General features: G+C 67.4%; 26 protein-coding genes, 1 tRNA gene, 1 other RNA gene and 2 pseudogenes. 13 read left to right on the plus strand and 17 right to left on the minus strand.

The window, feature by feature from the left end:
* Positions 1-13 precede the first annotated feature (13 nt).
* Positions 14-136, plus strand: a pseudogene (locus MAY35_RS18675) (NAD(P)H-dependent oxidoreductase subunit E); the annotation flags it as partial.
* A 59-nt stretch (positions 137-195) separates the two neighbouring features.
* Here the strand turns inward: MAY35_RS18675 and MAY35_RS18680 are convergent.
* The 7 genes and pseudogenes from MAY35_RS18680 to MAY35_RS18710 all read right to left on the minus strand — a co-directional run.
* Positions 196-801: pseudogene (locus MAY35_RS18680) on the minus strand (NADH-quinone oxidoreductase subunit NuoE); the annotation flags it as partial.
* Positions 798-2,111, minus strand: coding sequence for an NADH dehydrogenase (quinone) subunit D (gene nuoD / locus MAY35_RS18685; RefSeq protein WP_238422786.1), 1,314 nt, complete (start codon positions 2,109-2,111; stop codon positions 798-800). The pseudogene MAY35_RS18680 and the gene nuoD, both read right to left, overlap by 4 nt.
* Complete coding sequence (locus tag MAY35_RS18690) at positions 2,111-2,818, minus strand: NADH-quinone oxidoreductase subunit C (RefSeq protein ID WP_238422787.1); 708 nt, start codon at positions 2,816-2,818, stop codon at positions 2,111-2,113. The genes nuoD and MAY35_RS18690 overlap by 1 nt, the downstream gene beginning before the upstream one ends.
* Positions 2,815-3,369, minus strand: a complete 555-nt coding sequence (locus tag MAY35_RS18695; RefSeq protein ID WP_004021558.1) for an NADH-quinone oxidoreductase subunit B family protein — start codon at positions 3,367-3,369, stop codon at positions 2,815-2,817. Before MAY35_RS18695 ends, MAY35_RS18690 begins: the two co-directional genes overlap by 4 nt.
* Before the next feature lie 38 nt (positions 3,370-3,407).
* Positions 3,408-3,815, minus strand: a complete 408-nt coding sequence (locus tag MAY35_RS18700; protein ID WP_238422788.1) for an NADH-quinone oxidoreductase subunit A — start codon at positions 3,813-3,815, stop codon at positions 3,408-3,410.
* Positions 3,816-3,975: 160 nt separating this feature from the next.
* Positions 3,976-4,386: a hypothetical protein gene (locus MAY35_RS18705; protein ID WP_238422789.1), complete on the minus strand. Its 411-nt coding sequence runs from the start codon at positions 4,384-4,386 to the stop codon at positions 3,976-3,978.
* A gap of 74 nt (positions 4,387-4,460) precedes the next feature.
* On the minus strand, positions 4,461-5,537 hold the full coding sequence (locus MAY35_RS18710) for a D-alanine--D-alanine ligase family protein (protein WP_238422790.1): 1,077 nt from the start codon (positions 5,535-5,537) through the stop codon (positions 4,461-4,463).
* Between the two features lie 68 nt (positions 5,538-5,605).
* On the opposite strand from MAY35_RS18710, the gene murF reads away from it, so the two are divergent.
* Entirely contained in the window at positions 5,606-6,919 is a 1,314-nt protein-coding gene (gene murF, locus MAY35_RS18715) for a UDP-N-acetylmuramoyl-tripeptide--D-alanyl-D-alanine ligase (protein ID WP_238422791.1), read from the plus strand.
* 3 nt (positions 6,920-6,922) lie between these two features.
* Here murF and MAY35_RS18720 read toward each other — a convergent pair whose 3' ends face one another.
* Together MAY35_RS18720 and MAY35_RS18725 are read right to left on the minus strand one after the other, a co-directional pair.
* Positions 6,923-8,347: a glutamate decarboxylase gene (locus tag MAY35_RS18720; RefSeq protein ID WP_238422792.1), complete on the minus strand. Its 1,425-nt coding sequence runs from the start codon at positions 8,345-8,347 to the stop codon at positions 6,923-6,925.
* Between the two features lie 51 nt (positions 8,348-8,398).
* Complete coding sequence (locus MAY35_RS18725; protein ID WP_238422793.1) at positions 8,399-9,166, minus strand: MerR family transcriptional regulator; 768 nt, start codon at positions 9,164-9,166, stop codon at positions 8,399-8,401.
* 309 nt (positions 9,167-9,475) lie between these two features.
* Here MAY35_RS18725 and MAY35_RS18730 point away from each other — a divergent pair, with 309 nt between their 5' ends.
* Positions 9,476-10,066 (plus strand): DUF2716 domain-containing protein, encoded by a 591-nt coding sequence (locus tag MAY35_RS18730; protein WP_238422794.1) that lies wholly within the window; start codon positions 9,476-9,478, stop codon positions 10,064-10,066.
* A 64-nt stretch (positions 10,067-10,130) separates the two neighbouring features.
* Here MAY35_RS18730 and MAY35_RS18735 read toward each other — a convergent pair whose 3' ends face one another.
* Positions 10,131-10,334 (minus strand): hypothetical protein, encoded by a 204-nt coding sequence (locus MAY35_RS18735; RefSeq protein ID WP_238422795.1) that lies wholly within the window; start codon positions 10,332-10,334, stop codon positions 10,131-10,133.
* 117 nt (positions 10,335-10,451) lie between these two features.
* On the opposite strand from MAY35_RS18735, the gene MAY35_RS18740 reads away from it, so the two are divergent.
* Positions 10,452-10,922, plus strand: coding sequence for a hypothetical protein (locus tag MAY35_RS18740; protein ID WP_238422796.1), 471 nt, complete (start codon positions 10,452-10,454; stop codon positions 10,920-10,922).
* A gap of 192 nt (positions 10,923-11,114) precedes the next feature.
* Here the strand turns inward: MAY35_RS18740 and MAY35_RS18745 are convergent, their stop codons facing one another.
* On the minus strand, positions 11,115-11,612 hold the full coding sequence (locus tag MAY35_RS18745; RefSeq protein WP_238422797.1) for a hypothetical protein: 498 nt from the start codon (positions 11,610-11,612) through the stop codon (positions 11,115-11,117).
* A gap of 65 nt (positions 11,613-11,677) precedes the next feature.
* Between MAY35_RS18745 and tgt the strand changes: the two genes are divergently transcribed.
* The gene (tgt, locus tag MAY35_RS18750) at positions 11,678-12,949 is read left to right on the plus strand and encodes a tRNA guanosine(34) transglycosylase Tgt (RefSeq protein WP_238422798.1); all 1,272 of its coding nucleotides are present in this window, start codon (positions 11,678-11,680) and stop codon (positions 12,947-12,949) included.
* Between the two features lie 9 nt (positions 12,950-12,958).
* On the opposite strand, the gene MAY35_RS18755 is transcribed toward tgt, so the two are convergent.
* From MAY35_RS18755 to MAY35_RS18765, 3 genes are all read right to left on the minus strand, one after another.
* Complete coding sequence (locus MAY35_RS18755; RefSeq protein WP_238422799.1) at positions 12,959-13,873, minus strand: SDR family oxidoreductase; 915 nt, start codon at positions 13,871-13,873, stop codon at positions 12,959-12,961.
* Positions 13,874-13,993: 120 nt separating this feature from the next.
* Positions 13,994-14,923: a carbohydrate kinase family protein gene (locus MAY35_RS18760; RefSeq protein ID WP_238422870.1), complete on the minus strand. Its 930-nt coding sequence runs from the start codon at positions 14,921-14,923 to the stop codon at positions 13,994-13,996.
* A 20-nt stretch (positions 14,924-14,943) separates the two neighbouring features.
* Positions 14,944-15,603 (minus strand): class II aldolase/adducin family protein, encoded by a 660-nt coding sequence (locus MAY35_RS18765; RefSeq protein WP_238422800.1) that lies wholly within the window; start codon positions 15,601-15,603, stop codon positions 14,944-14,946.
* Between the two features lie 279 nt (positions 15,604-15,882).
* Between MAY35_RS18765 and MAY35_RS18770 the strand changes: the two genes are divergently transcribed.
* Together MAY35_RS18770 and MAY35_RS18775 are read left to right on the plus strand one after the other, a co-directional pair.
* Positions 15,883-17,313 carry a hemolysin family protein gene (locus MAY35_RS18770; RefSeq protein WP_238422801.1) on the plus strand — a complete coding sequence of 477 codons (1,431 nt, stop codon included), beginning with the start codon at positions 15,883-15,885 and terminating at the stop codon, positions 17,311-17,313.
* Entirely contained in the window at positions 17,306-18,319 is a 1,014-nt protein-coding gene (locus MAY35_RS18775) for a hemolysin family protein (protein WP_238422802.1), read from the plus strand. The genes MAY35_RS18770 and MAY35_RS18775 overlap by 8 nt, the downstream gene beginning before the upstream one ends.
* Before the next feature lie 51 nt (positions 18,320-18,370).
* Here MAY35_RS18775 and gluQRS read toward each other — a convergent pair whose 3' ends face one another.
* A complete protein-coding gene (gene gluQRS / locus MAY35_RS18780) occupies positions 18,371-19,282 on the minus strand; it encodes a tRNA glutamyl-Q(34) synthetase GluQRS (RefSeq protein ID WP_238422803.1) in 912 nt (303 codons plus the stop codon).
* Between the two features lie 141 nt (positions 19,283-19,423).
* Here gluQRS and MAY35_RS18785 point away from each other — a divergent pair, with 141 nt between their 5' ends.
* Together MAY35_RS18785 and MAY35_RS18790 are read left to right on the plus strand one after the other, a co-directional pair.
* The gene (locus tag MAY35_RS18785) at positions 19,424-20,476 is read left to right on the plus strand and encodes an ATP-dependent DNA ligase (RefSeq protein WP_238422871.1); all 1,053 of its coding nucleotides are present in this window, start codon (positions 19,424-19,426) and stop codon (positions 20,474-20,476) included.
* 3 nt (positions 20,477-20,479) lie between these two features.
* Positions 20,480-21,565, plus strand: coding sequence for a DNA polymerase domain-containing protein (locus tag MAY35_RS18790; protein WP_238422804.1), 1,086 nt, complete (start codon positions 20,480-20,482; stop codon positions 21,563-21,565).
* Between the two features lie 9 nt (positions 21,566-21,574).
* Here the strand turns inward: MAY35_RS18790 and MAY35_RS18795 are convergent, their stop codons facing one another.
* Together MAY35_RS18795 and MAY35_RS18800 are read right to left on the minus strand one after the other, a co-directional pair.
* Positions 21,575-22,525, minus strand: coding sequence for a calcium/sodium antiporter (locus MAY35_RS18795; protein ID WP_238422805.1), 951 nt, complete (start codon positions 22,523-22,525; stop codon positions 21,575-21,577).
* Between the two features lie 42 nt (positions 22,526-22,567).
* Positions 22,568-23,431: an NmrA/HSCARG family protein gene (locus tag MAY35_RS18800; RefSeq protein ID WP_238422806.1), complete on the minus strand. Its 864-nt coding sequence runs from the start codon at positions 23,429-23,431 to the stop codon at positions 22,568-22,570.
* Between the two features lie 79 nt (positions 23,432-23,510).
* Between MAY35_RS18800 and MAY35_RS18805 the strand changes: the two genes are divergently transcribed.
* The 4 genes from MAY35_RS18805 to MAY35_RS18820 all read left to right on the plus strand — a co-directional run bounded on the left by MAY35_RS18805 (position 23,511) and on the right by MAY35_RS18820 (position 26,875).
* Positions 23,511-23,599: transfer RNA gene (locus MAY35_RS18805), tRNA-Ser, on the plus strand.
* A 216-nt stretch (positions 23,600-23,815) separates the two neighbouring features.
* Positions 23,816-23,910: signal recognition particle sRNA small type (ffs, locus tag MAY35_RS18810), an RNA gene on the plus strand.
* Positions 23,911-23,980: 70 nt separating this feature from the next.
* Positions 23,981-25,255 carry an aminotransferase class I/II-fold pyridoxal phosphate-dependent enzyme gene (locus tag MAY35_RS18815; RefSeq protein ID WP_238422807.1) on the plus strand — a complete coding sequence of 425 codons (1,275 nt, stop codon included), beginning with the start codon at positions 23,981-23,983 and terminating at the stop codon, positions 25,253-25,255.
* Positions 25,256-25,387: 132 nt separating this feature from the next.
* Positions 25,388-26,875, plus strand: a complete 1,488-nt coding sequence (locus MAY35_RS18820; protein WP_238422808.1) for a glycosyltransferase 87 family protein — start codon at positions 25,388-25,390, stop codon at positions 26,873-26,875.
* The last annotated feature ends 39 nt before the right edge of the window (positions 26,876-26,914 follow it).

The following is a 26,914-nucleotide window of genomic DNA, read 5'->3' on the forward strand; positions in this document are numbered from 1 at the left end:
CGGTGGCGACGAGATCCTCCGGCGGGTCTGCGACCACCTCGGCGTCGCGCCCGGAGACACCACCGCGGACCGGCGGATCACAGTCGAACACGTCGAGTGCAACGCGGCCTGCGACTTCGCGCCCGTGGTGATGGTCAACTGGGAGTTCTTCGACGACCAGACACCCGACTCGACGGTCGAACTCATCGAGGACCTGCGGGCCGGGGTGACGGTGACGCCGGCCCGCAGGTCCTCGATGAGTTCGACCGTCGAGTCGGGTGTCTGGTCGTCGAAGAACTCCCAGTTGACCATCACCACGGGCGCGAAGTCGCAGGCCGCGTTGCACTCGACGTGTTCGACTGTGATCCGCCGGTCCGCGGTGGTGTCTCCGGGCGCGACGCCGAGGTGGTCGCAGACCCGCCGGAGGATCTCGTCGCCACCGAGGGTCGCGCACAGCGTGTTGGTGCAGACACCTACCAGGTACTCGCCGGTGGGGGTCCGGCGGTACATCGAGTAGAACGTCGCGACCGAACTGACCTGTGCGGGTGTCAAACCCAGCTGTCGGGAGCAGAAGTCGATCCCGGCGCGGGTCAGGAACCCGTCTTGGGCCTGCACCAGGTGGAGGAGCGGGAGCAGCGCCGACCGCGCCTGCGGGTACCGCGCGATGATGGGGGCCGCGTCGGCGGCGAGTCGTTCGGTGACGTCGCCGGGATAGGCGGCGGGGCCGTCGAAGGTGATCGTCGGCGCGGGGGAGGCCGTCGTCGGCAGCGAACCCTCCGGTGGCGGCGAGGTGGACAGGTCCACGAACACGGGATCGGTCATCGGTCCACGCCTCCCATCACGGGGTCGATACTCGCGACGGCGGTGATCACGTCGGCGACCATTCCGCCCTCGCACATCGCCGCCACCGCTTGCAGATTGGTGAACGACGGGTCGCGGAAGTGGACGCGGTACGGCCTCGTCCCGCCGTCGCTGACCATGTGGACACCGAGTTCGCCACGAGGCGATTCGACGGCGACGTAGCACTGGCCGGCCGGGACCCGCATGCCTTCGGTGACGAGCTTGAAGTGGTGGATCAGCTCCTCCATGGAGGTGCCCATGATCTTCGCGATGTGCTCGGGCGAGTTGCCCAGACCGTCGGGGCCGAGCGCCAGGTCGGCGGGCCAGGCGAGCTTGCGGTCGGCGACCATGACCGGGCCGGGACGCAACCGTTCCAGGCACTGTTCGACGATGCGGATGGACTCGCGCATCTCCCGAACGCGGATGAGGTACCGGCCGTAGGAGTCGCAGGTGTCCTCGGTGATGACCTCGAAGTCGTAATCTTCGTAGCCACAATAGGGTTGGGCTCTGCGGAGGTCGTGCGGATATCCGGTGGATCGCAGCACGGGCCCGGTGATCCCCAGCGCCATACATCCGGTGAGGTCGAGGTAACCCACACCCTGCGTCCGTGCCTTCCAGATGTAGTTGTCGTTGAGCAGATCACCCAGCTCGTCGAGTCGGCCGGGCAGGAGGCCGATGACCTCGGCCACCCGCTCGGCGCCACCCTCCGGCAGGTCCTGCGCGATACCGCCGGGCCGGATGAACGCGTGGTTCATCCGGAGACCCGTGATCAGCTCGAAGAGGTCGAGGATCATCTCGCGTTCCCGGAACCCGAGGAACATCGCGGTCACCGCGCCGAGCTCCATTCCACCGGTCGCCAGCGCGACCAGGTGGCTGGAGATCCGGTTGAGCTCCATGAGCATCACCCGGATCACGGTTGCGCGTTCGGGGATGTCGTCGGTGATGCCCAGCAGCTTCTCGACCCCGAGGCAGTAGGCCGTCTCGTTGAAAAACGGTGAGAGGTAGTCCATCCGGGTCACGAAGGTGACGCCCTGGGTCCAGTTGCGGTATTCGAGATTTTTCTCGATCCCGGTGTGCAGGTAGCCGATTCCGCACCGCGCCTCGGTGACCGTCTCGCCCTCGATCTCGAGGATGAGGCGCAACACGCCGTGCGTCGACGGGTGTTGCGGGCCCATGTTGACGACGATGCGTTCGTCGCCGGGTTGCTGTTCGGCACGGGTGCGGACGTCGGAGACGATCGAATCCCAGTCCTGCCCGGAGACCGTGTAGGTGCGGGTGTGCGTGTCGGTCATCAGTTGTACGACCTCCTGCGGTCCGGCGGATCGATGCGCGTCCCCTTGTACTCGACGGGGACACCGCCGAGCGGATAGTCCTTCCGCTGCGGATGCCCCTCCCAGTCGTCGGGCATCTCGATCCGCGTGAGCGACCGGTGGCCGTCGAAGACGATGCCGAAGAAGTCGTAGGTCTCGCGCTCGTGCCAGTCGTTGGTGGGGTAGATGTCGCAGATGCTGGGGATGTGCGGGTCGGCGTCGGGGGCGGCCACCTCGAGTCGTGCCCGCCGGCCGTGCGTCAGCGATGCGAGGGGATACACAGCGTGCAGCTCGCGTCCGACGTCGTCGGGGTAGTGGACTCCGTTGACGCCCAGGCACAGCTCGAAACGCAGACCGGGGGCGTTGCGCAGCGTGAGCGCGACCGTCGCGAGATGTTCCCGGGCGACGTGGAGGGTCATTTCCTCGCGGAAGACGACCACCTTCTCGACCGCGGCGTCGTAGAGGTCGCCGAGTTCGGCTGCCAGCTCATCGGCGACGTCGTCGAAGTAGCCGCCGTAGGGCCGAGACGAGCTGGGCGGCAACGTGACCGGCCGAACCAACCCGCCGTAACCGGAGGTGTCGCCGGAACCCGGTGGGCCGAAGAGTCCGTGCCGGACACCGATCACCTCCCCATCCCGGGGAGAGGGTGGGGGGTTCTCGGGGTCCTGGTGTCCTGCGGGAGTCGTCATCGCAGCAGGCCCTTCAACTCGATGGTCGGGGTCGCCTGCAATGCGGCGCGCTCGGCCGCCCAGATGGCCTCCTCGCGATTCACCCCGAGCGGCATCTCCTGGATCTTCTCGTGCAGCTTGAGGATCGCGTGCAGGAGCATCTCCGGACGCGGGGGGCAGCCCGGCAGGTAGATGTCGACAGGAACGACGTGGTCGACGCCCTGGACGATGGCGTAGTTGTTGAACATCCCGCCCGACGACGCGCAGACCCCCATCGCGAGAACCCATTTGGGTTCGGGCATCTGGTCGTAGATCTGCCGCAGCACCGGTGCCATCTTCTGACTCACCCGGCCGGCGACGATCATCAGGTCGGCCTGCCGGGGCGAGGCGCGAAAGGCCTCCATACCGAAGCGTGCGAGGTCGTACCGCCCGGAGGTGGTGGCCATCATCTCGATCGCACAGCAGGCGAGTCCGAAGGTCGCGGGCCACAGGGATCCCTTGCGCATGAAACCGGCCAGATCTTCGACGGTGCTCAGCAGGAATCCGCTGGGGAGTCGTTCCTCGAGTCCCATGAGTGACCTCCTGGCCGCATTGATCCGTGGAAAAGCTCTCAGTCCCAACTCAGTCCACCGCGACGCCATTCGTAGGCGTAAGCGACGGAGACATTGACGATGAACAAGAGCATGGCCATGAGGCCGAACCACCCGAGGGAGTCGAAGGCGACGGCCCACGGGTAGAGGAAGACGATCTCGATGTCGAAGATGATGAAGAGCATCGCGGTGAGGTAGTACTTCACCGGCACGCGTTGGACCGAACCGACCGACACCGCACCGCCGGCACCGGAGACCGCGGCCGGATAGAGCAGGCTCTGTTCGACCGGCTCGATGCCGCACTCGTAGGGCTCGAGTTTGGCGCGGTTGTACCGTTTTGGTCCGATCGCGATACCGATGAAGACGCTGAAAACGGCAAACGCCACGCCGACTGCTCCGAGGACCATGATCGGCACGTAGGCGTTCAAAGCGCGGACCCCTCCTCGCTTGTGGCGGCCGGGTCGCATCTGGTCGGTGCTGCCGGCTCGGGTGTTCGTCCTCGTCGCGCGGCTGGACGTTCTGGTCCGCCAGTACGACTGTGAGCTACAACACAAGCCTAGGTGAGTGTGCGGCGCGAGTCACTGTTTTCTAGAGTTCGGCGTTTCCCGTCATCATCTCGACGAACGCGCGGGGCAGGGCGATCGGATCGACCGGCAGGACGGCCACGGCGTCGGCGCGAGACCAGTCCGCGAGCCACCGGTCGTCGGCACGTCCGAGCAGGACCAGCACCGGGGGACTGGGGTCGAGTTCGTCCTTCATCTGCTTCGCGACGCCCATCCCGCCCGCGGGCGATGCCTCCCCGTCGGCGATCACGGCGTCGATGACGCCCGCGTCGAGCTGGGCGAAGACCATTGGGGCCGTGGCGACCTCGATGAAGCTGACGGGTGGGATCGCCGGATCGGGGTGGGTGCCGAGAGCCCCGATCACTTGCGCGCGGGTCTGCGCGTCGTCGGAATAGACCAGCACTCGCAGCGCCCGGGCAGCCTGGGAGTCGGTCACGGTTGCGATGCTACAACCCGCCGACCGCAGGCGGCTCGGTGTTCGATGGAGAGCCTCGGTGTTCGAGGGAGAGCTCAGTGTTCGGTGGAGAACCCGACGCGTCGACGATGCACCTCGAGCGCGAACGTGACCAGCTGGTCGATGAGATCCGGGTAGGCCACCCCGGTGGCCTCCCAGAGCTTGGGGTACATCGAGCCCGGGGTGAAGCCGGGGATGGTGTTGACCTCGTTGAGCAGCCACCCGCGGCCCGACTCCTCGTAGAAGAAGTCGACTCGCGCCATGCCGCTGCACCGCATCGCCGTGAACGTGCGGGCGGCGAGCTCACGGACCTCGGCAGCCGCGGCGTCGGACACCGGAGCCGGGATCACGAGCCGGGCGGCACCGGTGACGTACTTGTCCTCGTAGTCGTAGAAATCGCTGCCGGGCTGGATCTCGCCGGGCACCGAGGTCTCGGGCGCGGTGTCACCGAGGACCGCCACCTCGATCTCGCGGCCGGTCACCGCCTCCTCGATGATGACGACGTTGTCGTAGCGCAGGGCGAGGTCGATCGCGGAATCGAGTTCGGAAGCGTCGTGGGCCTTGGTGATGCCGACCGACGAGCCCAGGTTCGCGGGTTTGACGAACACCGGCAGTCCGAGTTCGTCGACGGCCCGCTTCGTGATCGTCTCCGGATCGTCGACGCCGTCGCGGAACTCCACCCAACGGCACTGCGGGATGCCCGCCTGAGCTGCGACGATCTTCGCCATGGCCTTGTCCATGCAGACGGCCGACGACAATACTCCGGCGCCCACGTACGGCAGCTTGAACAGCTCCAGCATCCCCTGGATGGTGCCGTCCTCGCCGTGCGGACCGTGCAGCAGCGGCAGCACGACGGTGACGGCCTCATCGGCGTGACCGCGCAGTTCGGCCAGCGGCTCGACCTGCGTCCCGGCGATCTCGAGGCTGTCGGGCAGCGGCGTGCCGTCGTCGATCGCGGCGATCGCCTTGTCGTTGCGCAGCCAGGTGCCGTCCTTGGCGATGCCGATGGGCACCAGGTCGTACTTGGTGCGGTCGGCGGCTGCGAGAACGTGCGCTGCGGTGACCCGGGACACATCGTGCTCGGCGGAGACGCCGCCGTAGAGAACCACCAGACGCAGCAGCCGTGAAGACATGCCTGTCACGATACGGGCCGGGGCAAACGGGTTCTCTGCGTGTATGGCGCTTCGGCTAGCGTGAGACCGTGCATTTCAGAGCGAGCGAGGTCGCGGCCGCGGTGGGCGGGCAGCTCATCGGACCCGATGTGGAGATCGACGGCGCGAGCATCGACTCGCGGAGTATCCGGCCAGGTCAGCTGTTCGTGCCGATCGTGGCCGAGCGCGATGGGCACGACTTCATCCCGGCCGCCCTCGCGGGCGGCGCCACGGCGTACTTCACCACACATGCCGAGCCGGCCGGCGGGACGGCGATCCGCGTTGCCGACACCGCGCTGGCCCTGGCCGACCTGGGGCGTGCGGTGCGGCGCCGGATCCCCGACCGCGTGGTCGGGGTGACCGGGTCGGTGGGCAAGACGTCGACCAAGGACCTGCTGGCCGGGGTGCTGGCCACGACCTACCGCACCGCGGCGAGCGAGAAGTCGTTCAACAACGAGCTCGGGTTGCCGATCACCCTGGCCGCCGCGGCCGACGACGTGGAGGCCGTGGTCCTGGAGATGGGTGCCCGCGGCATCGGCCACATCGAGCTGCTGTGCTCCATCGCGAGTCCGACGGTAGGGGTCATCACCCGGGTGGAGGGTGTGCACCTGGAGCTCTTCGGTGACATCGAGTCGGTGGCCAGGGCGAAAGGCGAACTGGTCGAATCTCTTCCGTCCGACGGGATCGCCGTGCTCAACGCCGACCACCGCTATGTCGCGGCGATGGCCGACCGCACCTCCGCACGGGTGCTGAGGTACGGGCTGTCGCCGGATGCCGACGTCTACGCGTCGGACATCGTCGTCGACGACGAGTTGCGCGCTTCGTTCCGCCTGCACACCCCGTGGGGTTCCACCGACGTCCGCCTCGGCGCGCGCGGCGAACACCAGGTACCCAACGCGCTCGCGACGGCCGCAGCCGGTGGTGGGCTCGGGGTGCCGGTCGAGGCCATCGCCGCAGGGATGACCGCCGCTGAATTGTCCGGTCTGCGAATGGAACTCGCGACGTCGTCGCAGGGTGTCACGGTCCTCAACGACGCCTACAACGCGAACCCCACCTCGATGTCGGCAGCCCTGCGGTCGTTGGCCGCGCTGCCCGCATCCCGTCGGGTGGCCGTGCTCGGCACGATGGCCGAACTCGGCGCCGACTCACCCGCCCAGCACGAGGCCATCGCACTCGAGGCCCGCGACCTGGGCATCGAGGTCATCGCGGTCGCGGAGTCCACCTACGGCGAGACGGCCAGGCACGCGGCCGACGTCGATGCGGCGGTGGCCGAACTCGCCGGACTCGGCGACGGTGCCGCGGTACTGGTCAAGGGGAGTCGCGTCGCAGCACTCGAGCGCGTGGCGCAGGCGTTGCTGGGCTAGCGCTCAGTGGTGGAAGTGTGACCCGTCGCCTTCGCGGGGCATCGGGCTCTCCAGTCGGTCCAGGAACTCGACCTCGGCCTTGATGTCGGCGATGAGGGCTCGCGCGAGATCGTGACTCAGCCCGGCGCGCACGACGATTCGCTGCACCGTGAGGTCGGCGAGGTCGTCGGCCATCGGGTAGGCGGGAACCAGCCAGCCCTTCATGCGCAAGCGGTCGGACAGGTCGTAGAGGTTCCAGTTCTCGGTGTGTCCGGCCGTCAGCCTCCAGGCGAAGACCGGGATCGTATCGCCCTTGCTGACGAGCTCCAGGCCGTCGATCTGCGCGATCTGCGATGAAAGCCATTGCGCGACATCGAGTGAGCCCTGTTGGACCTGGGTGAAGCCGTCGCGACCCAGCCGCAGGAACATGTAGTACTGCAGCAGAACCTGCGCGCCGGGCCGCGAGAAGTTGAGTGCGAGCGTAGGCATGTCGCCGCCGAGGTAGGAGCAGTGGAACACCATGCTCTCCGGCAGTGCCTCGGTGTCGCGCCAGACGATCCAGCCGACGCCGGGGTAGACGAGGCCGTACTTGTGGCCGGAGGTGTTGATCGAGACGACGCGGTCAACCCGGAAGTCCCACTCCAGATCTGGCTGGCAGAAGGGTGCGATCATCGCCCCCGAGGCGCCGTCGATGTGGATCTTCACGTCGAGCCCGGTGTCGGCCTGGATCTCGTCGAGCTTCGCCGCGATCGCCGTCACCGGCTCGTACATGCCGGTGTAGGTCTGCCCCATGATGGCGACGACGCCGATGGTGTTCTCGTCCACATACTTCTCGAGTTCGTGGCCGTCGAGCACGAGGTGGTCGGGACTGATCGGCACCCAGCGCGGTTCGACCTCGAAGTAGTTGCAGAACTTCTCCCAGCACACCTGGACCGCGGTGGACAGCACGATGTTGGGGCTCTCCGTCGACTTGCCGTCGGCACGGCGCCGCGTCTGCCAATGCCGCTTGAGGGCCAGTCCGCCGAGCATGCACGCCTCGGACGAACCGATGGTCGAGGTGCCGATCGCGTTCTCGACGTCGGGGTTGTGCCACAGATCGGCGAGGATGCGCCAGCAGCGATCCTCGATCGCCGCGGTCTGCGGGTACTCGTCCTTGTCGATCATGTTTTTGTCGACGGTCTCGGCGTACAGCTTCTGCGCCTCGCCGTCCATCCACGTCGAGACGAACGTCGCCAGATTCAGCCGCGCGTTGCCGTCGAGCATCGCCTCGTCGTGGACGATCTGATAAGCCGTCTCCGGCAACAACATCGAGTCGCTCAGCGAGAACTTGGGGAGTTCGGTCGCCTCGCCCGTCCGGGTGAAGACGGTCCGCAACGACATCGCGTCGCCGATGTTGGTCGTGGCGCGAGCGCCACCCGATTGGTTGTGAACGCCCTCGTCAGTGGTCATGTAGAGCAAATCTAATGCACCACCGACGAGGGCGGGCGTCGATGACGATCATCATCGACGCTGGTCGGCGTTGGCGCGGATCACCTCCTGCAGGTACACGGCCAGCCCGGGGGCGTGGGTGTCGTAGTGTTCGGTGAAGCGCGGATCGGCGACGTACATGTCGGCCAGGCACACCTGCATGTCGTGGTCGCAGTCGTAGAAGCGACCGATCTGCGCCCGATGCTCCTCGGCGAGGGCGTTGGCCTCCGCGGAACCGGGTGTCACCGCGCGGCGCATGGCCTCGGCGAGGCGCCGCTCGAGGTCGTCGGTCTCGTCCTTGATCTGCTGCCAGTCCTCCTTGGAGTACTGGGCAGTTCGCTTCTGGCTCTGCGCCCACGCCTCGGTGTTGCCCCAGCGCTCCTCGGCTTCGGCGGCGTACTCCTCGCCCGGCCAGTCGTCCCCGAAGATCTCGGCCTGCTCGGCCGCCGACAGCGAGATGCCCTCGTTCTTGGCGTTCATCATCTCCTCCAGTGCTGCGACCATTCGGAGCAAGCGATCGATCCGGTCGGTGAGGAGCGCCCGCTGGGTCTGTAGATGACTCAGCGGGTCCGCCTCGGGGTCGTCGAGCAGGGTCGCGATCTGCTCGAGGGAGAAGCCCAGCTCTCGATAGGTGAGAACCTGATGGAGACGTTCGACGTCGGAGTCGTCGTACACGCGGTAGCCGGCGTTCGTCCGACCCGACGGGACCACCAGACCGATCTGGTCGTAGTGATGCAACGTGCGGATGCTGACGCCGACCATGCCGGCGACGACACCGACAGTCAGCTCCCGGGTGTCCATCTTCGAAGTGTGCTTTTCCTCGCTCACAACGACAACCCTGCTGCCTCACGTCGCGTGAGGGTCAAGGGTGGTACGAAAGGTTGTTCTGTGGCGGGGCCAACGGTTGTGCCGACGATCGCACCCGCCTTGTCTGTCGCTTTCGGTTGCTGCCCCGCCACGGTCGGTGTTGAGCTACATGACAGCGCCCCGCCCAGGACGACTCCGGAATCGATGTCACCGCGGACGCGACGGTTCGGTTCGGCGGGCCCGTCGAAAACTCCCACGCGCTACGACCACGGCCATTGATGACTGCTCTGCGACGATGTTCTGATGATGCGTTGGACCCTCGACCATGGGAACCCGCTGCCACCAGGGTGGACCTATCTGCCTCGCGATGAGGAGAATCTCGCGTGGGATCTCTTCATCGACCGGTTCCAATCATTCCGCCCGAGCGTTTACCCGAAAGACTGGCCCGCAGTAGTTGATCCGACTCCGTCAGTAACCTTCGATCTGTCTGTTTCGGAGGGCTTGCCCGGCGTCTGGAGCGCACATTTTGATGCAATCAACGCTGAGGCTCAGCGCTGCTTCGTCAGCGTGTTCGACGATCCCGGCTGGATCGTGCTCGACTGGCAGCATCCCGGCTATCGGCTCGATGCCGCGGTACACGCCGAGACGTTCGACACCGAGTGGCCGGTGACCGTGTGCCCGAACGGGGACTACTACATCTTCGCCCGTCCCGACTTCAGCACCGGCACATTCGGGCACCCGTGGGAAAAGACGCTGTGCGTATTCGGTGCCGAGCTGGTCCAGACCTTGGGACAGACCCTCGCAACATGGCTACCGCTCAAGCGGGAGAACAGCGATCAGGTTCCGACGAACACAGAAGATACGACCACCCCTGGGAAGTCTTCAAAACGGTAGATCGTCGGCACACCGCCGGGGGCGAAGCCGTAGCCAACAGCGGCTGAGTCCGGTGGGTCGATTCTCAACCGACCCGGCGGTACTTCTTGTGCATTGCTTGCTTGGTTGTTCCGAGGAGGGTGCCGATCTCTGCCCACGACAGCCCTGCCAGGCGTGCCCGCCGCACCGCGACTTCCTCCTCGCGAGCAATCTCCCGTCGCCAATCTGCGACCCGGGCGAGTTGCTCGATCGGTGTCTCGTTGCCGCCGCCGTCTAGTCCAGTCCTCATGCAACACAGCGTGCCTGCGTTCGCGCGATCCGTCAACATTGGTTGACGGCGAACGATCAGGCCGTCGGCAGCATCGGACGCTCCAGAGGACTGTTATGAGCAGGTAGCGTGCGGCCCATGAAGTGGGTGCGGGCGGCATGGGTGGTCTTGGGAGTGCTTGGCCTGACGTTCGCGGTGTGGAACGCTTTCGAACCTGCTGGATGGTCGTCGATGTCGTGCGGCAAGATCGGCGAGTTGGATGAGCCTGATGCTCGCGCCGACGCTACCTGCGATGACCCGGTGTGGTCGGCCTATGGAGTGTGGCCTCCTGTGACTCTCGGTGTCTTGCTCAGTGCCGCACCACTTTTTGCCGCCCTGGTTATGCGCTGGTGGGTATCGTGGCTTGCAATTGCGGTACTGGCGGGTCTGACCGTCTACGGGCTTGGGCATTGGACCGGGTTCTGGGGGCTGCTGATGGTCGGCGGCGCCCCCATGACGGTGGGCGCGATCGTGATCGCAGCCTCACACCTCGGCGTGAAGGCCTACCGCGATTCACGGCACGCGGAACAGGCGGAAACCGCACCAAAGCAACGACCGGCTGCCCACTGAGCTGAGATGAGACGCAGGCAGACAGAAGGAAAATCGTCGACTTAGGTAAAGGGCCAAGCGGTTTCGTCTTCGGAACATGTCGAACAGAGAGGTGACAAACCGCTGATAGCGGATGCACACCGTCCACTGCCCGGGATTGCGCTCTTTCTGGTAACCCGAGCTGGCCAGGGCGCCTCGATCACAAACCCGAAATCAGGGTGCGAAACCGATGACCGCTGTGCCTTTCTGGCATGCGGCAAGAATTCCTTCGACCTGCGACGGCGCGCAGGTCCAGCCGGCCACCGACTGCTGTTGACCCGATGCGATCTTCGGTCCGTACTGGGTGGCGATGCTCGTCGCCGAGTCGCAGGCCACGTCCCCGGCGAGGATCATCACCCGCAGCGAGCCGTCTGGACCGGGAATGGTTCCACAGGCGGTGTCCGTGTCGTCGGATTCGACGGCGCTGGACGTGCCCGTCGACACCGGTTTGCGGCCGGGGACCACCGGGGGAGAGGTCGCGGGCCCGTCCGAGGCGGTCTCGCTCGACGCGGCGGAGGTCGGGGCCGAGGACGTCGCGGTGACGTCCTGCTCCTCGCCGCATGCGGCCAGCATCATCATCGCCACCGAGACGCCGAGAACCGCTCCGGCGAGCCGCATCGAACGGCGGAGTCGGATCGCTGCGGCAACGGGTGAGTGAGTTCTGCGCGACATGGTTCACCACCGTAGCGAACGCTGGACCGGGCGCCGGTTTGGGTGGCACGCCTCGACCTGGGAAGATGCTCCGGGTGAGCAGTACCGGAACCGAAGTCGCCGACCCCGCATACACCGTCGGCACCACCCTGGCGGGTACCCGCGGACGCACGGGGATCATCACCACCCCGCACGGGCAGATCCATACGCCGGCCTTTGTTCCGGTCGGTACCAAGGCCACGGTCAAGACGGTGCTGCCCGAGTCCGTGGCCGCGTTGGGTGCCCAGGCGGTACTCGCCAACGCCTACCACCTCTACCTGCAGCCCGGGCCGGAGATCATCGACGCCGCGGGCGGGCTGGGTGCCTTCATGAACTGGCGGGGCCCCACCTACACCGACAGCGGCGGATTCCAGGTGATGTCGCTCGGAGCGGGCTTCAAGAAGGTCATCTCGATGGAGGCCACCGGCACCCCCGACGACGACCTCACCGCGAACGGCAAGGAACGCCTGTCGCGCGTCGACGACGACGGGGTCACCTTCAAGTCCCACCTCGACGGGTCGGCGCACCGGTTCACGCCCGAGGTGTCGATGCAGATCCAGCATCAACTCGGCGCCGACATCATCTTCGCCTTTGACGAGCTGACCACCCTCATGAACACCCGCGCGTACCAGGAGAATTCGCTGGAACGCACTCGGCTCTGGGCGATTCGCTGTCTCGCGGAACACAATCGGCTGAGTGTCGAGCGTGCGCACCGCCCGCAGCAGGCGCTGTGGGGTGTGATCCAGGGCGCCCAGTACGAGGACCTGCGGCGCAAGGCCGCGCGGGATCTGGTTGCGCTGAGCGAGGCCGATCGTGCCGCCGGCGGCAAGGGGTTCGGCGGCTACGGCATCGGCGGCGCACTCGAGAAGGACAACCTCGGCACGATCGTCGGATGGGTGAACGACGAACTGCCCGAGGACGCGCCGAAGCACCTGCTCGGGATCAGCGAACCCGACGACATCTTCACCGCCATCGAGAACGGCGTCGACACCTTCGACTGCGTGTCACCGACACGCGTGGCGCGCAACGGCGCGATCTACTCCCTCGACGGCAGGTACAACGTCACGAACGCGAAGTACCGCAGCGACTTCCGGCCGCTCGATCCCGAGGTCGAGAACTACTCGTCGCAGTACAGCCGCGCGTACCTGCACCACCTCTTCAAGGCGAAGGAGGGGCTCGGCCCGACCCTCGCGACGCTGCACAACGTGTCCTTCATCGTGACCCTTGTCGACCGTGCCCGCGAAGCCATCGAGAACGGTACGTACACCGAGTACCGCGACGAGTTCCTGCGCCGCTACTACGCGAACACGCGCGGCTGACAGGCGATCTCAGCGAGCGTCCTCGGCGACCATCCGCTCGCGGATTCCGCCGGAGACCCCGGTGCTGTCCGGATTCGGGTCGTGGATGGCTCCGGAGTGAGCCTTCACGGGTGCACCCTTCTCGGTCTCCGACTTCACGACCGCCGCCGAGAACCGCTCGGTGATACCCGGCATCACGGTATGAGAAGCACTGGCGGCCTTGGCCTTGTAACCGACCGGCTGATCGAGTTTCGGGTCGGTGCACGCGGCGACGATAGCGTCGACGACGATCTGCGGGTCGTCCATCGCGGCCATGCGCGGTTCGTGGCCGGTGTAGTTGGCGGCATGGGTCCACCACGGTGTGTCCACCGCCCACGGCAGGATGGTGCCGACCCGGATGGCGTCGTCGCCGGACATCCGCAACTCCTCGGTCAGGGAGTGGCCAAGACTGCGGACCGCGGCTTTGGTTGCCGCGTAGGTGTTCTGCAAGGCGAGCGGAACCTCGGAGTCGACCGACCCGACGTTCACCAGCGTGCCCCGACCCTGAGCCCGGAACACCCGAAGCGCCGCGTGTGCACCGTAGATCAACCCCTTGAGGTTGACGTCGACGATGCGGGCGTGGTCTTCGACCGGAATGTCCCAGAAGTAACCGACAGTACCCACACCGACGTTGTTGACCCACACGTCGATGGCCCCGAAGTGCTCGAGTGCCGCCGCAGCGAGGTGACTCACGGCGCGCGGATCGCTGACATCGGTGGTCACCGCGATCGCGGAGCCACCCTTGCCGGTGATCTCGCCGACGACCTCGTCGAGCACCTCACCCCGACGGGCGGCCACGACGACGTTGGCACCGAGCTCGCCGAGCCTCACCGCGGCGCCGCGCCCGAATCCGCTGGACGCCCCGGCGATCACGATCGTGGAACCCTGCACGTTCTCCTCGGCCATGGCGGCCACCTCCTGCGTCGACAACAGATCGGTGGTCGCGTACCCGACGTCAGCATCACCAAACCGGGCCCTGAGACAGTCAGCATCACCACCACACAGGTGCGCCACCGATCGTCGAGTTCACGACGACCGATGGGCCTCCGCGAACGCCTCGACCGTGGCGAGGTCGTAGGAGTTCGCCGCGGTGCCGATGCCTTGTGCGACGTGCGCCGCGACGGCACAACCGAACTCGGCTGCGGCGGCGAGGTCGAGCCCCCGATGTCGGGCGGTGATGAACCCGGCGGAGAACGAGTCGCCGCACCCCGTCGTATCGACGACGTCGACGGCGAACGCGGGCACCGCGACCACCTCGTCGCCCGTCACGACGAGCGCGCCGTCGGCGCCCCGGGTCAGCGCGACACACCCGACGCCGCGCTCCAAGAGCGACCTCGCCCCCGCTTCGAGGTCGTCCGAACCGGTCAGGCCACGGACCTGCTCGTCGTTGGGCAGCAGGTAGTCGATGTGCGGCAGGGCTTCGCCGATCCACTCGAGAAGGCCGGGGTCGTCGCCGCCCGAGAGCAGGTCGGCCGACGTTGTGATGCCGCGGTCGCGAGCTCTGCCGAGGAGCTCGCCCGCGACCGGTCCACCGAGGAACTCCGGTCCTCCGAGGTGGAGGTGATCGAGCCCGTCGAGCGCGTCCGGCCCGAGGTCGTCGAGGCCGAATCCGGCGTTGGCGCCGATGCAGTGCCAGGCCGGACGGTCCCCGTTGGTACGCACCGGGATCACCGACGATGAGGTCTGGATGTCGGACTTGGGAACCAGCCCCCGGGTGTCGACGCCCTCGGCCGTCAGCAGATCGGTCAGCGATCGGCCGATCGAGTCGGTGCCGATCGCACCGTACGTGCGGACCGCGGCGCCGAGGCGGCTCAGCACCAGGGCGGTGCCACCCGCGGTGCCGGCGGCCGAGAAGGAGATGCTCTCCACGAGCGCGCCGTCGGAACCACTGGGTATGGACTCGATCCCGATGACGTGGATGTCGAGCACATGGACGCCGACGGTGGCGATCGACATCGACTGCGGCAGTTCGGTGTTCACGTTCGATTCTCCTTCGGGCTCCCGTAATCCAACCGGATCGCCTGGGTGATCGCGGCTTCCTGTTCGTCAGCGGTGAGTACGCGAGGGCGACCCATGCTGCTGGTCCGGTGGTAGAGCGTGGCCAGCCATTCCAGCAGCAGCGCGTTGTCGACTGCGTGCGCGAGCCCGGAACCCCGCGCCACCGAACCGTGATTCGCCATGAGTGCTGCCTGTGAACCGACCAACGCCGAGGCGACGGCGTCGGCCAGTTCGGGACTGCCGAACGTCGCATAGGGCGCGATGGGTATGGCCCCGCCGAGGCCCAGCTGTTGGTAGTGGAGAACCGGAAGCGACGTCAGGCCGTCGACGCAGGCGACCGCCGAGCTGAAGGGTGCGTGCGTGTGGACCACCGCCTGCGCGTCGGTCCGGTCGTACACCTTCAGATGCAGGCCGAGCTCGGACGACGGCGTGACGTCTCCCGACAGGACGTCACCCGTGAGGGTCACCTCGGTGACCTCGTCGTCGGAGCAATCCGCGAGCACCACGCCGCTGCCGGTGACGGCCACCCGGTCGCCCGATCGCGCGGAGACGTTGCCCGACGTCCCGATGAGCAGTCCCTCGGCCGCGAGGCGTCGAGCGGCCTCCGCGACCTGCTCGCGCAGTGACTTCTGGCTCATCGGGTCGGGGTGGCGGCCGGTTCGCGGTGCAACGGGCCGCGGCTCAAACTTGTCGGGCATCTCACGGAACCCGGCAGGCATTCGGTACGTTGGGTCGACATACCGGACATTTACGCATACGCCCCGACGCTCGGCACCCGGTATGAGCAGTCGAGCACCAGCGAGAGAGACGATGAGACGCGGAAAGCGCCGAAAACGCCGACGACGACACCAGTCGGCCCCCTGTTGTGAATCGATCAACCCGGGTATTCCGCCCGGCGCCGGCCTCGGGACAGTCGCATGCTGACGCTCCTCGGGATCGGACTCGGAATTCTGGTGGTCTTCCTGATCACCGCCCTGACCGGCTACTTCGTGGCTCAGGAATTCGGCTACATGGCGGTCGACCGTTCCCGCCTGAAAGCCCGCGCCGAGGCCGGTGACGCCGCTGCGAGACGCGCGCTCACCGTCACCCGCCGCACCTCCTTCATGCTCTCCGGCGCCCAGCTCGGCATCACCATCACCGGCCTGCTCGTCGGCTACGTAGCCGAACCGCTGATCGGCTCCGGCGTCGGCGAACTGCTCGGCGAGGTCGGCATCCCGGTCGGTGTCGGTGTCGCCATCGGAACGGTCATCGCGATCCTGTTCTCGACCGTGGTGCAGATGGTGTTCGGCGAACTGTTCCCCAAGAACCTCGCGATCGCGCGGCCCGAGCCGGTCGCACTGTGGTTGGCCCGATCCACCACGATCTACCTCGCCGTCTTCGGCTGGCTGATCGCGCTGTTCGACAAGGCGTCCAACCTGTTGCTGAAGGCGTTGCGCATCGAGCCGGTGCACGACGTCGAGCACTCCGCATCGGTACGGGACCTCGAGCACATCGTCGCCGAGTCGCGCGATGCCGGGGAGTTGCCAGACGAACTGTCGGTGCTACTGGATCGTGTTCTGGAATTCCCCACACGGACAGCCGAACACGCGATGATCGCGCGACCCAACACCGACCATGTCGACGCCGATCTGCCCGCCGGCGAGGTGCTCACGCTGATGAGTACCGGGCACACGCGCTACCCCGTGCTCGCCGGCGGAGACGACGAGGTGCGGGGCGTGATCCACCTGCAAGACCTGCTGGAGTGGACGTACGCCCTCGAACAGACACCGCCACAGGCCGATCCGTCGGCCACCGCGGTCGACCTGTGTCGCCGCGCCGTGGTGGTGCCCTCGACGCTGCCGCTGCCCGAGGTGTTGGAGAACCTCGCGGACGCGCACGACGAGATGGCGGTCGTCATCGACGAATACGGCGGGTTCGCCGGCGTCGTGACGGCGGAGGACATCGCCGAGGAACTCGTCGGCGAGATCGACGACGAACACGATCCGGAGGCCTCGGCGGCGATCGAGGAGACCGCCGACGGGTGGCGTGTCCGCGGCGACGCGCACGTCGACGAGGTGTCCCGCACGATCGGTTGGGAACTGCCCGAAGGTGATTACGAGACGATGGCCGGGCTGGTCATCGCCGAGTTCGTCGGTCTGCCGGAGGTGGGGGACACGGTGACCATCACCATCGACCCCGATCCGGCGACCCTGCTCGACGACGACGAGGCACCCCCGCGGACGGTGCGTGCCACGGTGCTCGAGGTGGACAAGCGTGTCCCGTCGCTGCTGTCGATGAGTGTGACCGAGGGCGGGGATGCCGCGAGCCTCGCGGAGAACGTCGAGGGACAGGAGAACGACCGTGGATAACCCGTGGATCGTCGCGGTCGTGACCGTGGTCCTCATCGCGTCGAGTGCGTTCTTCGTCGCCGTCGAGTTCGCTCTCATCGCCGCACGCAGGCACCGGCTCGAGGATGCTGCCGCGTCGAGCGGTAGCGCCCGCGCGGCGCTCCGTAGCGCCTCCGAGTTGTCGGTGTTGCTGGCCGGGTCCCAGCTGGGCATCACGGTGTGCACCCTGGCGCTCGGCTCGGTCACCAAACCCGCTGTGCACCACTGGCTCACGCCGGTCTTCGTGGACTGGGGCCTGCCGTACTGGTCGGCCGACGTCGTCGGCTTCGTGCTGGCGCTGATCATCGTGACGTTCCTGCACCTCGTCGTCGGCGAGATGGCGCCCAAGTCGTGGGCCATCGCCCACCCCGAGCGGTCGGCGATCATGCTGGCACTGCCGATGCGGGCGTTCATGTGGGTGACGAGGCCGTTCATCGTGCAGCTCAACCACCTGGCGAACTGGTGTCTCAAGCGCGTCGGCGTCGAGCCCGTCGATCAGGTGGCCACCGGACAGGACAGTGACGCGCTGCGCCATCTCGTCGAGCATTCGGCAACGGTCGGGACCCTGGACGAGCGGTACCACGCGCACCTCACCAGCGCACTGGAACTGGAGTCACTGACCGTCCGCGATGTGGTCACGCCGAACGATCACCTCGGTGTCGTCCGACCGGCCGCCGACGCAGGCGAGATCCAGACCGCCGGCCGGACGTCGGGACACCTGCGACTACTGGTGCGTGAGAACGCATCCGGTTCGCCGGTTCGCGGTGTCGTGCACGTGCGCGACAGCCTGAGCGCGCCGCCCGGGACCACCGCTGCGGACCTCATGCGTCCGGTGCTGATCGTCGAGGCGGACAAGCCGGTGTACGAGGCGTTGACCGCGATGCGCGAGCAGCGTGCACACCTTGCGCTCGTCACCGACGACGGACGCGCGATCGGGTTGATCACGATCAACGACGTGCTCCAGCGCCTGCTCGCGACGACGGCGTAGCGGGCCCTTCGAGGCTCGCTTCGCACGCACCTCAGGGAGCGGGGTGGCGTCTCACACCCACTCGTCGTCCGTGAGAATCCACGGTTGCCGCGGCAGTGCGGCCGGATCGAAGCGGTCGGCGAGCAGGGGGAGGTCCACCGTTTCGGTACGGCCGCCCAGGCCGAGTGAATGGGCGATGCGCGCAAGTACGGTCGACGTCGGGACACCCTCGCCGGCGAGGTCGGCGAGCGTCACGGCCCCGTCGCGTTTGCTGAGCCGGACTCCCTCGGCGTTGAGCACCATCGGCACGTGCGCGTACGTCGGCGGCGGAGATCCGAGCAGCGTCGCCAGATAGGCCTGGCGCGGCGCCGAGGACAGCAGGTCGTCACCGCGCACAACCTGGTCGACGCCCTGGGCGGCATCGTCGACGACGACGGCCAGGTTGTACGCCGGGGTGCCGTCGTTGCGTTGGATCACGAAGTCGTCGACCACCCCGGTGTAGGCGCCGTGCAGCACATCGTCGACCTCGAACTCGGCGGCGTCGGCGCGGATGCGAATGGCCGGGGGCCGGTGCGCGCGTCGTTCGGTGCGCTGGGCCTCGGTGAGATCGCGGCACGTCCCCGGATAGGCGCCCTGCGGCGCGTGCGGTGCGGACGGGGCCTCGAGGATCTCGCGGCGGGTGCAGAAGCACTCGAACGTCCGGCCTTCGTCGTGCAGCCTGCCGATGATGTCGCGGTATCTGCCCCGACGGTCGCTCTGCCGGATCACCGGCGGATCCCAGTCGACGCCCAGCGCGCCGAGATCGGCCAGTTGACGAGCCTCGGACCCGGCGACGGCTCGATCCAGGTCTTCCATCCGGATGAGGAAGCGCCGTCCGGTCGTCCGGGCGAACAGCCATGCCAGGACCGCGGTACGCAGATTGCCGACGTGGAGGTCGCCCGACGGGGAGGGCGCGTAACGGCCCGCGGGTGCGTGTGTCGACATCGCGTCGAGATTACCGCCCACACCGATGAGAATCGGGGTCGAGCCGGGTCTGTCCCGGGGTCCGGCGCTACATGCTGCCGCCGGTGACGCAGCGGCGCGGGGCGTTGCGGTCCCGTCGAGAAGTGAGGAACGATGACGTCCATGGATCTCCCGGTCATGCCGCCCGTCGCGCCGATGCTGGCCAAGGCGGTGACCAGTGTGCCGCCGCAACCCGACGGGTCGCCGGACTGGTCGTACGAACCGAAGTGGGATGGCTTCCGGGCGCTGATCTTCCGGGACGGCGATGAGGTCGCCATCGGTTCACGCGGCGGCAAGGACCTGGCTCGGTACTTTCCCGAGATCGTCGCCGCGGCCAAGGCGGAGTTGCCCGAGAAGGTGGTCCTCGACGGCGAGATCGGGGTGCCCGCCCTCATCGGCGACACCCACCGGCTGGACTGGGACTCGCTGGCGCAACGAATTCATCCCGCCGAGTCGCGTGTGAACATGCTCGCCGAGAAGACCCCGGCGATCTTCATCGGTTTCGACGCGCTGGCTCTGGAGACGACGAGCGTGAAGGACGAACCCTTCGAGGTGCGGCGGGAGGCGCTGCTGCGCGCGGTCGGACCGGGCGGTCGGGACCGCCGGATGCATGTCAGCCGGGTCACGGCCGATCCGTCGGTCGCCGAGGACTGGTTCTCTGCCTTCGAGGGCGCGGGGCTCGACGGGGTGGTCGCGAAGCGACTCGCCGGTGCATACGTCGAGAACAAACGCGAGATGCTCAAGATCAAGCACAAGCGAACGGCGGACTGCGTCATCTTCGGTTATCGGATCCACAAGTCCGGCACCGGCATCGGATCGATGTTGCTCGGCCTGCACGGCGACGACGGCGAGTTGCGGATGGTCGGGGGAGCGGGGGCGTTCTCCGACGCCAAACGCGTCGAGCTGCAGGAGATGTTCGAACCGATGCGCCTCGACCCCGAGAAGGCATCGCCGGGTGAGCCGACGCGGTGGCGTTCGGAGCAGTCGGGGGAGTGGATCCCCATCCGTCCCGAACTGGTCGCCGAGTTCGCCTACGACCAGATGGAGAACCAGCGGTTCCGCCACACCGTGAAGTTTCTCCGGTGGCGACCCGACCGGGACCCGGAGAGCTGCGGTTACGACCAGCTCGAGGTCCCTCTCACCTATGACCTCCACGACGTCCTCGAAGGGCAGTGACCCATGGCAACACGTTCTCCCGCAGAAGAACTCGACGTCGACGGGGTCGCCGTCCGGATGAGCAACCCGGACAAGATCTACTTTCCCGAGCTCGGTGAGAACGGTGGCCGCAAGCGGGATCTCGTGGGGTACTACCGCACGGTCGCGCTGGGAGTCGAGGACGGCGACGAGGGCCCGTTGATGCGCGCGGCCCGCGACCGGCCGACGTTCCTGCAGCGCTTTCCCGACGGTGTCGAGGGCGAGGAGATCTACCAGAAGCACATTGCGAAGAAGCGTCCGGAGCATGTGCAGTCGACCCCGATCGTGTTCCCGTCCAAGCGAACCGGCGACGCCATCCGGCCGACGGTGCCCGCCGACCTGGTGTGGGGCGCCAACCTGGGGACCGTCACCTTTCACACCTGGCCGACGTTGCATCCAGACAACGATCACCCCGACCAGCTCCGCATCGACCTCGACCCGCAGCCCGGCACGACCTTCGACGACGTTCGGCGCGTGGCGATCGAGGGACTGAAACCGTTGCTCGACGAGCTCGGTTTTGCCGGCTTCGTCAAGACCTCGGGAGGTCGCGGAGTGCACGTGTACGTGCCCATCGAACCGCTCTGGGACTTCATCGCGACCCGCCGGTGCGTCATCGCGCTCGCCCGCGAACTCGAACGCCGCGATCCCGACGCGGTCACCACGTCGTGGTGGAAAGAGGAACGCGGAGAACGGATCTTCATCGACTACAACCAGAACGCCCGGGACCGGACGATGGCCTCGCCCTACTCGGTCCGGCGGAGCGCCCGGGGCCGGGTGTCGACGCCGGTCACCTGGGCCGAACTCGCCGACGTCGATCCCGACGACTGCACGATGGCCACGGTCCCGCGGTTGCTCGCCGATCGTGGTGACCCCTGGGCCGACATCGCCGACCACCGCCGGGGCGTCGAGAAGCTGCTCGAGATGGTGCAGGAGGACGACGCAAACGGGTTGGGGGACATGCCATATCCGCCCAGCTATCCGAAGATGCCCGGTGAACCGCCGCGCGTGCAGCCGAGCAAGAAGGTCGCCGAGCACTGGGACGAGAAGGGCAACCGCCGGGCCGACGGGTGAGCGGCGCGATCAGGTCCGGAACGCGATGAGCAGGCCCAGGTACACGACGTACAGTGCGACGAAAGCGATTCCCTCGTAGCGGGATACGCGCCGGCCGGACAGAAACACCGGAATGCACAGCAGGGCGACGGCAGCCATCAGCGGGAGATCGACGCGGATGAGCTCGTCGGTGACGTCGAGTGGTTTCACGAGTGCGGTGACGCCCAGGATGAAGGTGATGTTGTAGACGCTCGACCCGATGAGGTTGCCGATGGCGAGGTCCCGGTCGCCGCGGATCGTCGACATGATCGTGGTCGTCAGTTCGGGCGCGGAGGTGCCGATGGCCACGATCGTGAGGCCGATGAAGGCCTCGCTGACGCCGAGATCGGTGGCGATGTCGACGGATCCGCGCACCAGCCACTCTGCGGCGAGGACGATGACGGCGATCCCGCCGAGAAGTTCGAGCACCCGCGCCCATAGGGGGCCACCGGTCGCGGGCAGCTCGTCGGCGATCTCCGGCGTCGTCGACGTGGTCTTCAGTTCGGCCCGGATCGCCGTCGCGGTGTACACGACGGCGACGACCAGCAGCAACGCCCCGTCGAGCCGGGTCAGGTTTCCGTTGAGGCTCAGCACGAGGAGCAGCAGAGCGCTGACGGTCATGACCGGGAGGTCGAGCCGGAGTGTCTGGCGCCCCAGCGCGAGGGGCACCAGTGCCGCCGACAGCCCGAGGATGAGCAGCAGGTTGACGATGTTGGTGCCCGCGATGTTGCCGATCGCGAGGGGACCGGCGTCGTTCAGCGTGGCGTCGATGCCGACCGCGAGTTCCGGCATGCTGGTGCCGATCGAGACGATCGTGAGCCCGACCAGCAGGGGCGACACACCGAAGCGGGTGGCGATCGCCGAACCGCCGCGTACGAGGAATTCGGCGCCGACGATCAGGCCCGCGAGCCCGGCGAGGATCAACGCCGCGTCGACGATCATCCGGTGTCCTTGCCGCGGCCGGTGGGAGTCGGTGTCGCCGGGTCAGTGCTGTGCGGGCCGGGGACGCAGTGCCTCGGCGGCCCAGTTGGCGAAGCTCTGCCACCCGACGTCGGGGAAGCGTCGGTGCAGCGTCGGGATGTCGACCTCGTAACCGCGGCCGCCGAGGAACGTGAACATCGCACGCATGTCGTCCGACGAAATGCGTTCGGGGTCGTACGTTTCGGCCGTGACTGTGGTGCCGAGGACCTCGCCGATGATCCGAGCCATCTCGTCGGGGGTCGGTTGGTCGGACGCGAGGTCGATGCGCTGGCCGATGTGGACGTCGGGGGCCGCGAACAGCTCGGCGACCAGCCGGCCGAGGTCGCGCCGGGAGAGCTGCTGCAGCGGCTTGTCCGCGGGCATCGCGATCGGCATGACGCCGGCCGCCAGTGCGTCGGCACCGCCGAGGAGGTTGTCGAAGAAGTAGGCCGGACCGACGATGGTGTGCGGGATGTCGGTGGCCGCGAGCATCTTCTCGACCTCGAACTTGGAATCGAAGTGGGGAACGCCGGTGTGCCGATCGGCGGAGGCCACCGAGGAGAACACGAGGTAGGGGATCGAGGCCGACGTGGCCGCCTGGATCAGCGCGGTGCCCTGCGCGATCTCCGCCTCGACGCCGGACTCGAACGGTGTGGTGAGGGCGAAGACGCCGGCGCAACCGGCGAAGGCGTCGGCGAGACCGGCGCCGCTCACGATGTCGCCGACGGCGAGTTCGACGCCGCGATCGGCGAGACGGGCGGCCTTTGACGAGACCGCGTCGCGGACCACGGCGCGGACCGGGAAACCGGCGTCGAGCAGCGCATCGAGCACGGCGCCGCCCTGTCCTCCGGTGGCTCCGACGACGACGATGGGAGAGGAATCGGGCATGTGCGCAACCCTAGCGCTCGCCGCTGCGCGACCGAACGGTTTGGGTGTGCGCACGCCTGGCGGCTATCATCTCGACGTTGGAGGATTCGCCTAGTGGCCTATGGCGCTCGCCTGGAACGCGGGTTGGGTTAACAGCCCTCAGGGGTTCGAATCCCCTATCCTCCGCCACCGAAGGTCCGCAGTGACACCCGCTTGCCGGGTGCACCGCGGACCTTCGTCGTTCGCGGGCATCCCCGCAGGCATCAACGACGAAAACCGCCCGGGGAAAACGGACGGGCGCCGAAACATCGCCGGCTGGAGTCCTCTGGGCGGTTGTCAGGAGACCGGCGCCGACCGGGCCACGGGGGTGGTGTCGCCCCGCCGGAACCCCTCGCTACACTGGACGACGGATCCCGCGCGGCGTGCATCCTGTGAACTCCCCCAGGGCCGGAAGGCAGCAAGGGTCAACGGGCTCTCTCGGGTGCGCGGGGTCCCCTATATCCGATACACATTTTCTAGGTCTGCGGCGTCGGCCACCCGCACCGGCGTCGAGCCGCGAGAGGGCCCACGTTGAACTTCCACTCGATGAGTGCCGACCAGCTCCGCGACACCCAGGCGGATCTGACGAAGCAGTACGAGTCGCTGCGCGCTCTGGGCCTGAAGCTCGACCTCACCCGCGGCAAGCCGGCTCCCGAGCAGCTCGACCTCTCCAACGGCCTGCTCTCCCTTCCGGGTGAGGAGTACCGCGACGGCGCCGGTACCGACACCCGCAACTACGGCGGACTCAACGGCCTGCCCGAGTTGCGCGGCATCTTCGGTGAGCTCCTCGCCGTCGACCCCGACAATCTGATCGCCCTCGGCAACTCGAGCCTCGAGATCATGCATGACCTCACCGTGTTCGGGATGCTGCACGGCACCGCCGACTCCGACGAGCCGTGGGGACGGCAACCGATCAAATTCCTCTGCCCCGCCCCCGGCTACGACCGCCACTTCGCGATCACCGAGAGCTTCGGCATCGAGATGATCCCGGTACCGATGCTGCCCGACGGTCCGGACGTTCGCGTGTGCGCCGAACTCGTCGCCAACGACCCGAGCATCAAGGGCATGTGGGCCGTCCCGACCTACTCCAACCCGACCGGCGTCACCTTCTCCGACGAGGTCGCCCGCGGTCTGCTGGAGATGCCCGCGGCGCCCGACTTCCGGATCTACTGGGACAACGCCTACGTCGTGCACACCTTGGTGGAGAACCCGCCCGCCGCGCTGCCGATCCTCGAGATGGCCGCGGCCGCCGGCCACCCCAACCGCGTGTACGTCCTCGGCTCGACGTCGAAGATCACCTTCGCGGGTGCGGGCGTGTCGTTCTTCGGATCGTCGAGCGAGAACCTCGCCTGGTTCAGCAAGTACCTGTCGCTCAAGACCATCGGTCCGGACAAGGTCAATCAGCTGCGCCACCTGAAGTTCTTCGGTGACGCCGACGGCGTCCGGGCGCACATGGCCCGGCACCGCGAGATCCTGGCCCCGAAGTTCACGCTCGTGCTCGACATCCTCGAGGACCGTCTCGCCGCGTCGAAGGTCGCGTCCTGGTCGGAACCCGAGGGCGGGTACTTCATCAGCCTCGATGTCGTCGATGGTGCGGCGCGACGCACCATCGAGCTGGCGAAAGAGGCCGGTATCGCGCTCACCGGTGCCGGCTCGGCGTTCCCGTACAAGACCGATCCGCACGACCAGAACATCCGCCTGGCGCCGACGTTCCCCGACACCGACGACCTGCGGGCCGCGATGGACGGGGTGTCGACATGCGTGCTGCTCGCGTCGGCGGAAACGCTGCTCGCGCGGCACAGCTGACCGCCGCACCCATCCGTGCCGAGCCCAGCGTGCCCCGACACACCGGGGCGCGCGGGGCTGCGGCGTTAGATTGCTCTCATTCCTCGGCGAGTGCGCTGGCAAGCACGCTCTGATGTGACAGGCTTTGAAATCGTGAATCTGCCCAGGCCGGTTCTTCTCGCAACCGGCTTCGCCGTCGTGGGGGTCATCGCTCTGGCGCTCCAGGATGTCGTCGTACCCTTGGGCGCCCAATTCTGGGGACTGCTCCACAACCAGATCGACCTCGCCGTCTATCAGGCGGGTGCCCGGTCGTTGACCGGTGGCGTCAGCCTCTACGACGTCAAGATGGTCGACGACCTCGACTACACGTATTCGCCGTTCTCGGCACTGCTGTTCAGCCCGCTGGCGTGGCTGTCGTTCGACCTCGCACGTCCGCTGTGGACCGCGGGCATCGTCGTGGCGCTGTATCTGGTGATCATGCTGAGCTTCCGGAGCCTCGGCCGTCCGGTGACCTGGCCGCTGCGCGTGATCGCGATGTCACTCGTGGCGGTGGCCATGCTGTTCGAGCCGGTGCGTACGACGATCTGGTACGGCCAGATCAACGTGTTCCTGATGCTCGTCATCCTGGCCGACCTGACCCGTCCCGACGGCGGGAAGCGCGGTCGGCTGAAGGGCTTCGGCACGGGGATCGCCGCCGGCATCAAACTGACCCCGCTGATCTTCGCCGGGTACTACGCGGTGCAACGGAACTGGCGGGCGTTCTTCGGGGTGATCGGCGGGTTCGCCGCGACAATGCTCGTCGGATTCCTGGCCCTGCCGAGGGACTCGTGGTCGTACTGGACCGGCAAACTGTTCGAGTCCGACCGCGTCGGGTCGGCACAGTTGCGCGGAAACCAGTCGATCCGCGGGATGCTGGCCAACCACCTCGACACCGACAATCCGCCGACCCTGCTGTGGCTGGCTCTGGTCCTCGTCGCGCTCGCCATCGGTTTCGCGGTGGCGTCGTACGCCCATCGCCGCGGGCAGGAACTCCTCGCGGTCAGCATCGTCGGGATGACCGCCTGTGTGGTGTCGCCGATGTCGTGGGGTCACCACTGGGTCTGGTTCGTGCCGATCCTCGTCATCGGGGTTCATCTCGTCCTCGACATGCGACGCGACCGCCCGGAGCGGGTGTGGGCGGGCGTGGGCGTCGGTGCACTGGTGCTGCTCGCGTTCGCATGGCCGACGCACGTTCCCGCGCTCATCCCCGACGGTTACTACACCGGGCTCTACGTGAAGACTCGCGTGACGTGGCTCAACTGGTTCACCGTCAGCCCGTACCTGTGGGCGTATCTCGGGGTGCTGCTGGCGACCGTCATCGGATTGCGGATGGTGGGGAGCAGGTCGACGACGCCGTCGATCGATCCGGTCATCCCGCCCGGCGTCGCCGCCGCGGTCATCGCCGAGGGGGGCCTGCCCCCGCAGGGGACCGGGCCGGGCGAGACCGGTCCGCAGGACCACGGACGGACCGACCGCGACGACGCATCCGACCGCCTGGAACCGGCCGGTCGCCGGGCGGCCGAGATGGCCGATGACCTGGTCGGAACCGCAGGTGAACGGCTCGACGAGACACCCGATCAGGGGCCCGCCCGCACAGTGTGAGGCAGGGTCATCGGATGTCATGCCTCGCCGGTAGTCTCG

It is taken from the genome of Gordonia sp. 'Campus' (genome assembly GCF_022206305.1).
Taxonomy (GTDB): Bacteria; Actinomycetota; Actinomycetes; order Mycobacteriales; family Mycobacteriaceae; genus Gordonia.

What these genes read in the sequence shown, in the direction of transcription:
- MAY35_RS18720 (WP_238422792.1), bottom strand. Translation starts at nt 8,347, where the DNA reads ATGACCACTGACGAGGGCGTTCACAACCAATCGGGTGGCGCTCGCGCC.
- MAY35_RS18760 (WP_238422870.1), bottom strand. Translation starts at nt 14,923, where the DNA reads ATGTCGATCGCCACCGTCGGCGTCCATGTGCTCGACATCCACGTCATC.
- MAY35_RS18795 (WP_238422805.1), bottom strand. Translation starts at nt 22,525, where the DNA reads ATGATCGTCGACGCGGCGTTGATCCTCGCCGGGCTCGCGGGCCTGATC.
- MAY35_RS18745 (WP_238422797.1), bottom strand. Translation starts at nt 11,612, where the DNA reads ATGTCGCGCAGAACTCACTCACCCGTTGCCGCAGCGATCCGACTCCGC.
- nuoD (WP_238422786.1), bottom strand. Translation starts at nt 2,111, where the DNA reads ATGACCGACACGCACACCCGCACCTACACGGTCTCCGGGCAGGACTGG.
- MAY35_RS18695 (WP_004021558.1), bottom strand. Translation starts at nt 3,369, where the DNA reads ATGGGACTCGAGGAACGACTCCCCAGCGGATTCCTGCTGAGCACCGTC.
- MAY35_RS18765 (WP_238422800.1), bottom strand. Translation starts at nt 15,603, where the DNA reads ATGAGCCAGAAGTCACTGCGCGAGCAGGTCGCGGAGGCCGCTCGACGC.
- MAY35_RS18755 (WP_238422799.1), bottom strand. Translation starts at nt 13,873, where the DNA reads ATGGCCGAGGAGAACGTGCAGGGTTCCACGATCGTGATCGCCGGGGCG.
- MAY35_RS18790 (WP_238422804.1), top strand. Translation starts at nt 20,480, where the DNA reads ATGGCAACACGTTCTCCCGCAGAAGAACTCGACGTCGACGGGGTCGCC.
- MAY35_RS18735 (WP_238422795.1), bottom strand. Translation starts at nt 10,334, where the DNA reads ATGAGGACTGGACTAGACGGCGGCGGCAACGAGACACCGATCGAGCAA.
- MAY35_RS18770 (WP_238422801.1), top strand. Translation starts at nt 15,883, where the DNA reads ATGCTGACGCTCCTCGGGATCGGACTCGGAATTCTGGTGGTCTTCCTG.
- MAY35_RS18725 (WP_238422793.1), bottom strand. Translation starts at nt 9,166, where the DNA reads ATGGACACCCGGGAGCTGACTGTCGGTGTCGTCGCCGGCATGGTCGGC.
- MAY35_RS18740 (WP_238422796.1), top strand. Translation starts at nt 10,452, where the DNA reads ATGAAGTGGGTGCGGGCGGCATGGGTGGTCTTGGGAGTGCTTGGCCTG.
- MAY35_RS18800 (WP_238422806.1), bottom strand. Translation starts at nt 23,431, where the DNA reads ATGCCCGATTCCTCTCCCATCGTCGTCGTCGGAGCCACCGGAGGACAG.
- MAY35_RS18690 (WP_238422787.1), bottom strand. Translation starts at nt 2,818, where the DNA reads ATGACGACTCCCGCAGGACACCAGGACCCCGAGAACCCCCCACCCTCT.
- tgt (WP_238422798.1), top strand. Translation starts at nt 11,678, where the DNA reads ATGCTCCGGGTGAGCAGTACCGGAACCGAAGTCGCCGACCCCGCATAC.
- MAY35_RS18710 (WP_238422790.1), bottom strand. Translation starts at nt 5,537, where the DNA reads ATGTCTTCACGGCTGCTGCGTCTGGTGGTTCTCTACGGCGGCGTCTCC.
- MAY35_RS18730 (WP_238422794.1), top strand. Translation starts at nt 9,476, where the DNA reads ATGATGCGTTGGACCCTCGACCATGGGAACCCGCTGCCACCAGGGTGG.
- gluQRS (WP_238422803.1), bottom strand. Translation starts at nt 19,282, where the DNA reads ATGTCGACACACGCACCCGCGGGCCGTTACGCGCCCTCCCCGTCGGGC.
- MAY35_RS18785 (WP_238422871.1), top strand. Translation starts at nt 19,424, where the DNA reads ATGGATCTCCCGGTCATGCCGCCCGTCGCGCCGATGCTGGCCAAGGCG.